Source organism: Streptomyces swartbergensis (assembly GCF_002148965.1).
Lineage (GTDB): Bacteria > Actinomycetota > Actinomycetes > Streptomycetales > Streptomycetaceae > Streptomyces > Streptomyces swartbergensis.
Genome location: NZ_NGFN01000407.1, coordinates 1 through 7,330, shown reverse-complemented (window position 1 = coordinate 7,330; position 7,330 = coordinate 1). Strand labels below are relative to the sequence as shown.

Here is a 7,330-nt window from a genome sequence, read left to right as displayed (position 1 = left end):
GCTCGATGGGAGTGCGGCTGATGGTGGTCGACGACCACCGACTGCTGGCCGAGGCGCTGGCCTCGGCGCTGAAGCTGCGGGGGCACCGCGTGCTGGCCGCGGCGGCGCCGGCCGCGGGGGCGGCGGAGCTGGTGATCACACGGGCGCCCGAGGTGTGCCTGCTGGGGACGGCCACGCCGGCGGAGCCGGGGATCTTCGACCCGGTGGTCAAGATCAAGCGGGAGCGTCCGCAGGTCGCGGTCCTGGTCCTGGGACCGGTACCCAGCCCGCGCGGCATCGCGGCCGCCTTCGCCGCGGGCGCGTCCGGCTACGTACGTCACGACGAGCGCATAGAGGGCGTCGAGCGGGCCATCATGAAGGCACGGGCGGGAGAGGCGGCGGTGGCGCCGCAACTGCTGCAAGGGGCGTTCAGCGAGCTGCTCAACCCGGCGGCCCAACCGGACGACGAGGGCCAGCGGTTGCTGTCGATGCTCACGCCCCGGGAGGTCGAGGTCCTCGTCCGCGTCGCCGACGGCGAGGACACCCGCCTGATCGCGGCGGGCATGGGCATCGCCCCGTCGACGGCGCGCACGCACGTCCAGCGGGTGCTGATGAAACTGGGCGTCGGTTCCCGCCTGGAGGCGGCGGCGCTGGCGGCTCGGACGGGCTTGCTGGACCGGGCGGGCCCGGTGGCCCGGGACCCGGGACCGGAGGCCTGACCAGCCGTACCGAACGGTATGGCATGGGTGGGTTCCGGCCGATCTCAGCCCTCCGGAGCACTCAGCTCAACAGTGTGTTCACGGGATGCGCACAGTAAACCCACAGGTATCACGGGAACTTGTGCCTGCCGGGCCAGTGAAGTCCCATGGCTCCTTTCGCGCCACCCTGCTCCGCCTCGAAGAAATACCCTGGCCGATTCGAACTCCTGTACCTAAAGTGATCGTCGCGCCCGGCGGAGCTGACCAATCCGCCACAGCGCGCGTCAATCGGCGACCGGGGGGACACCGTCGCCGCGGGGAGGGATACACCGTCATGCCGGGAAACCGGCTCTTCACGCATCTCCTCCGCTCCTTCTGACGGGCACCCCTGGAAGCCTTCCTTTGTTACGAGGGGATGCTTTCTTGCGCCCAAGACCAGGGCCCTTCCTGCCCAGAACCCGTTTCATGTCCAGACCGGGCAGACCCCGGTTGCTGACCTCCGTCATCACGTCCGCGGCGGCCGTGGCCGTACTGGCCGGCGTGGCCGTCCAGCCCGACCTGCTGGATCGGCTCACCGGCACGGAGGCAGCGGCCCCGGTGAGCGGCTCGTCCGACTGGTCCGACGACACGGCGGCCGAGCAACTGCGGCAGGACCAGTGCCTGATGGTGGATGTGCTGCGCCTGGGCGGGCCGTCCATGGCCGCGACCGCGCAGGACGGACTCAACCAGCCGCCGGACAAGCTGCACGCCCTGGCCAACCGGGATCACTGGGAAGAGACCCCGCTGGCAGCTGCGTACCAGCGGGACAGGGACGCGGCCTGGAAGGAGCTCGACGCCCTCAACAACCAACTTGGGGAGTGGGGTAAGCCACTCGACGGGCTGGAGCAGCCGGGTGGCTTCGACTCGTTGGCCGACTGGCGAGACCCGCCCGGCTCGATCGGCAGTGAGGAGGAGGACTTCCACCGCCAGACCGGTCTGACCCCGTGGATCGCCGACAGGTTCTGGAAGGACGAGGGCGACTTCTACGAGGACCCCACCCCCAAGGCCGACGAGAAGACCCTGAAGGCCGTCACCGATCTGGGTACCCCGCTCTACGGCGAGAAGCCCTATGACCCGGACCTGCCCAGCGGGGAGTGGCAGCGGCAGTACGAGGAACGACGCGCGTTCCAGGGTCTGTTCGACACCTTCCACGGCAAGGGCGCCGATGACGTCCGCATGTTCCTGGCGTCCGGCGGATTTCCCCGCTCCGCGCCGGAGCCGGGTACCGCCGAACACCGGATCGCGGTCGAGGACCTGAAGACCAGGTACGCGTCATGCGCCTGGCGGGATCCGATCGACCCGAACAAGGTCCTGGACGGCATGGCCGACACGGCCGCTTCGGAGTGGCAGCGGGAAATCAGCTCGCAGGCGGTCCAGCGCAACCAGATCCTGAAGTCCAGCAAGGACGCCACCAAGGCCCTCGCCGGCGGTGCGAAGGCGTTGGGGAACCTGCTGGGGCACTCGTGGGTCGCCGACCGTCTGGTCCGCTGGCAGGACTACTGGGCTCCCGGCGGTGCGGGCTGGATCGGCGACTCCCCGGCTGTCATCCAGGTCGAGGCGGCCAAGGGCAAGTGCCTGGACGCGCAGGGCGGCAACACGACCTCCGGCACCCCGGTGCAGATCTACACCTGCAACAACGCCTCGGGGCAGCAGTGGCGGCTCCGTGAGGCTTCCGGTGACAGCTACAACCTCGTCAACGTCAAGTCCGACAAGTGTCTGGACGTCGAGAACAGCAATCCTGCCAACGGCACGAAGATCCAGATCTGGACGTGCAACGGCAGCAAGGCGCAGGAGTGGAAGTTCGATATCCGCGCTGCCGGCGAGTTGCGCAATGTCGCCACGGACAAGTGCCTGGACCTGAACAAGTTCGAGAACAGCCACGACGCCTGGCTGTGGGGGTGCAACGGCACGAACCCGCAGAAGTTCAGGATCGTCCCCAAGGGCCACAACGGCACGGACAGCCAGTTCTACCCGGACAAGGCGCAGTTCGACCAGGCCAAGAAGAACATCGCGGCGGCACAGACTCAGGCGAAGAAGCAACTCGAAGCCCTCGAAGCTCAGTTGGCCGCAGCGCAGAAGTCCGCTACCGCCAGTGACACCGCGCAGAAGGCCGCGTACGCCATCGCCGACGAGGCCGGTGCCCCCCGTGGCCGTGGCCTGCTGGTCGGCCAGCAGAAGGCCCAGGTCACCAGCGGCGCGGCAGCGGCGCTCGAAGCGATGGTGAAGGCCGGTACGACCGCCGAGGCCGCCACCCGCGCCTCCGCCGGTGACAGCGCGACCATCGCGCAGCGCGCCCTGGCTCAGGCGGCCCAGTCGAAGGCGGAGTTCCGCAAGGCCGCCGCAGCGATGGCTGAGTCCCAGGCCAAGGCCGCCGCCGACGCCGCGAAGCTGCACCGCGACAACGCCAAGAAGGACAAGGAGACCGCTGAGGCCAAGCTCGCCGAGGCGCTGAAGGCCGAGGGCGACGCCAAGTCGGCCGCCGCCACGGCCAAGGCCAAGCGCCTGGCCGCCGAGGCCGAGGAGAAGACGGCCGAGGCGGAGAAGAAGACGGCAGCGGCCAAGCAGGCCGAGGCCGCCCAACACAGGAAGAACGCCGAAGCCGAAGCGACGAAGGCCAACGACGCCAAGGACAAGGCCGAAGCGGCCGAGGGCACGGCGGTCGAGAAGAAGAACGCCGCGGTCAAGGCCCGTGACAACGCCAAGGCCAAGCGGGACGACGCATGGGAAGCCGAGCAGAAGGCCGACGCCGCCCGCGCCAAGGCCGACGCCAAGGCCGCCTACGCCGACTCCCTGGAGGCCGGCGAAGCAGCCGAGGACGCCCGCGCCGCGGCCAATGCGGCGGACAAGCACGCCGACGACGCCGAGGCAGCCGCCACGAGGGCCCGTTCCGAAGCGGACGCGGCGACGAAGGCAGCAGCGGACGCCGATGCGGCAGCCACACGCGCGGAGGCGGCGGCCAAGCGCTCCCGCGCGCACGCGGACGACGCCAAGGCCGCGAAGCTGAAGTCCGACGCCGCGGTGAAGACCGCGACGAGCGCCGCCGCCGACGCCATCAAGGCATCCCAGCACGCCTCCTCCGAAGCCAAGACGGCCGTCGAGATGGCCGACGAGGCGGAGAAGCAGGCCAAGACCGCCAAGGCGCACGCGGACACGGCGAGCAAGGAAGCGGGGAAGGCCCTGGCCGCCTCCGCCAAGGCCGCGGGCTTCGCCCACGTCACCGCCCAGGCCGCCGTGGACGCCGGCAACGCCGCCGCCCAGGTCGCCAAGCCCGCCAACGACGCCATCCAGCTCGGCTCCCCGTACATCGACACCGACTCGGCCGCCGGCCTGGTGGTGCTCACCGGTCAGGCGTCCAAGACGATCGCCGAACAGCAGAAGGCCGTCGCCGACGCCCACGCCAAGAACGCGGCGGCAGAAGCCTCAGCCGCCAAGAACCTCGCCGACCAGGCGCAGGGCGACGCCAAGGCCGCCTACCAGCACGCGGCCAACGCCGCCGGACACGCCTCGAACGCCCGCACCTACGCCAAGGAGGCCCTCGGTTACGCGGCCGACGCCGCCAAGGCCGCGTCCAAGGCGACGGCGTCACTGGCCCGCACCCTCGAGTACAACCGCCAGGCCACCGAGGACGCCGCAGCCGCCGACAAGGCAGCCGGCCGCGCCGAGAACCACGCCAAGGACGCCCGCGACTCGGCCGACCAGGCAGCCCTCGACGCCGAAGCCGCCCGCACCGCAGCCTCGGAGGCCGAACAGGCCGCCAAGGACGCCCGGGCAGCGGCGAACCGCGCCGACGCCGCGGCGACCGAAGCCGAGGAAGCGGCCAAGGACGCGGAAAGGTACGCCAAGGAAGCTCAAGAGGCGGCCGACCGGGCCGAGAGAGAGGGGAACGCACAGCAGATCGAAACGGGAACCGTCGTCGACGAGACCGGTGGCGCCATCGGCAACATGTTCTACGTCGTAGACCACCTCCAGAAGATCGGCGATCCGCAGACCGTCAAGAAGACGGACGGCTGTGACGGCTGGATCGACAAGCTCTTCTACAAGGGCGACTGCACGATCACCGCGAAGATCCGGTTCAAAGCGGTCCTCGACCTGTACATGTGCACTGCGCAGGATCTGGACCTGGAGCAGTTCACCTGCCCCTCCGGCGCGACGGTCTACCTGGGTCAGCACCCGACAAAGGAACTGTCCACCGAGGTCACGCACAACATCACGATCGCGGAGTACCAAGAGAACGTCGACCCGATCGACATCCTCTTCGGGAGCTGGATCAAGTGCGCCCAGAAAATCACCCCGGGCGGCGCGGGAGGCAGCTGGGGCGGATGCGCCTGGGCGGCCGTGGATGTCGCGGCCCTGTTCGCGGGCAAGATCCTCAGGCCTATCGCGGATGCGGTCAGTGCGATGGACGCCGCCGCTCGCACGGGCATCGGCTTCACCGACGCCTACCAGGCTCTGCGTGCACTCGGCCTCGCCGACGACGTCATCTTCCGGATCGGGACCAAGGGACTCGACGGACTGGTCAAGACCTGCACCAGGGCCCGGGCTCATGGGCTCTCACGAGCGGCCATGGCCGCCGACGCATGCCCCAGGGGACTGATCGCCTACAACAGCGACGAGATGAGCCACCTCGCGTACCAGTACAGAACGACAAACGGGTACTACGGAGCGGATCACAATATCGCCGTCGCGAAGGTACCGGGATGGAACGATCCCAAGACCGGTGACTTCGTGATCGCCAACAGCGGCTTCGCTGGCCACTCTGAGACAGCGATCCTGGGGAAGCTGAAGGCAAAGGGATTCGACCCCAAGCAGATCACCGCTCTGTACACGGAACGGCAGCCCTGCCCGGACTGCGCCTCCGCCTTGACCGGTGCACTCAAGGAAGGCACACCGATCACCTGGTCCGTCCCTTACCACCCCTCCTTCGCCAAGGAAGCGAAGGATCTGCTCGCCCGCTATGTGAGGGAGGCTGGAGGGGAACGTATGGCACGCCATGCAACAACCGACCAGCAGGGCGAGGAACGAGAGGCCCATGTCTGAACCCGTTTTCGACATGCATCCAACAGCCACACCGGAGGTCATCGCTGAACGCCAAGCGCTGGCCGAGCGAGTATGCCGGGAACTGCATCGCGCTGGTCTTCCTGTACACCGCGGTGACCTCAGCGGCGGGCCGCACAGCAGACCCGGCGTGGACGTGCACGTGGCGCCCTTCATCGAAGGTGGGGTGTACGTCGACTGGAGCACGGACGCGGAGCTGAGGGATGCAGCTCTCAATCTCTTCGCGCAAGGAATCGACTACTCGAATCCGCCTCCGATCGTCAGTCATCACAACACGGTGCTGCAGCACATGCAATCCGCCCTTTTGGGAATTCTCACCTCGGCGGGATTCGAGGTCGAAGAACCAGACCGACACGGGCACGGGAGCATGGTCCACGTAACGGGCCTTCGGTCCTGAGCCCGCCTGAGAGGTCCTGCCGAAGCCGAGATGTACCGGCTTCGGCAGGACCTGCCGCGTGTGTCCATCCTCATGCGACGAACGGTCGTCGCACCGTGAGGTACTCGGCAAACGAGCAAAGGATTTCGGCGGATGAGGGGTATTTGAAGCGAGCCGCCAGGTCATCGACTTGGTGTGCGGCCAAAAGGACAGGACGCATCACGGTGATGGTTGCTCTTCCGTCACCATCGCTCGTGCGGAACGGGAGCTTGGGGCTCACATTTCCTCCGTCGTACCGCCTGCTGATCGAAGAGTTCGGCACATGGGATGTGCCACCCACCGAATTCCTCGGCATCTATCAGACGGAAGCCGCCGGGGATGTGCTTCTGGGATCCGTGTCCGAGACCCCTGACGCCCGGCCGGCGTCGATATGCCGTCGGATCTGATGGTGATCCTGCTCGAGGACGTGTGGTTGTTCGCCGTGCTCGACACCTCCCAGCCGGACCAGGAGGGCGAGTATCCCGTGTTCGCGTGGAACCCGGGGGTCCTCGACGGCGGCCTTCTGGAGAAGATCGCTGACAGTCACGGAAAGCTCGCGCTCAAGGAATGTCGGCAGAACCTGCACTGATCCACTCCGCAGGACCGCCACCGGACGGGGCCGCACGTCAGCGTGCCCCCACTTGCTGGCCCCCCAGCTGAAGGCACGGATGCAGTGGAGATCGCATTGCTCACCCGGGAGAAGCTGCGTACGTCGTTTGGCGTCATCTCCTGAGCGACGAAGTGAACCGTGTACGAGTTCTGCCCTGGACCGGCGCACATGGTCAGCCCTGCCTCCTCCTCGCAGACGGCGACGGCCCCGCCTCCCGGCTTGCCGACCGTGTCGAGAGCAGCAACTCGGGCTCGCGGACCGGCTTCTCGGCCGGACGCGGGATCTGCTCGCGCATGGAGGGGTGTCGAGTGGAGAACTCGGTACGCTCGCCGGTCAGTTGGCTGACGCCCTCTCCGACGCGCTGCTTATCGCCAGGTCGCGAGGCGCTCGACTCGGGGCGGACGAGCCGGACCTGGCCGACGGAGCACCGGCGGTCCCGGCGCCCTCGGAGGAGGCCCGCGACGTACTGACGTGCCGCTCGCCCCGGCTCCGAGCCCACGGCCTGCTCACCCTCCCCAGCTACGACCTCGCCTC

At 68.3% G+C, this 7,330-nt stretch carries 5 protein-coding genes; all 5 read left to right on the top strand.

Annotated elements, in window-relative coordinates; all coding sequences use genetic code 11:
• Positions 1-5 precede the first annotated feature (5 nt).
• Positions 6-698, top strand: a complete 693-nt coding sequence (locus CA983_RS38190) for a helix-turn-helix transcriptional regulator (protein WP_086605306.1) — start codon at positions 6-8, stop codon at positions 696-698.
• Positions 699-1,142: 444 nt separating this feature from the next.
• Positions 1,143-5,753, top strand: coding sequence for an RICIN domain-containing protein (locus CA983_RS38185; RefSeq protein ID WP_086605305.1), 4,611 nt, complete (start codon positions 1,143-1,145; stop codon positions 5,751-5,753).
• Entirely contained in the window at positions 5,746-6,168 is a 423-nt protein-coding gene (locus tag CA983_RS38180; RefSeq protein ID WP_086605304.1) for a hypothetical protein, read from the top strand. Before CA983_RS38185 ends, CA983_RS38180 begins: the two co-directional genes overlap by 8 nt.
• Before the next feature lie 424 nt (positions 6,169-6,592).
• Positions 6,593-6,775, top strand: a complete 183-nt coding sequence (locus CA983_RS38175) for a hypothetical protein (protein WP_143645684.1) — start codon at positions 6,593-6,595, stop codon at positions 6,773-6,775.
• Positions 6,776-7,133: 358 nt separating this feature from the next.
• Positions 7,134-7,330 (top strand): hypothetical protein (locus CA983_RS49325; protein WP_341866728.1); only part of this gene is annotated, 197 nt, incomplete at its 3' end.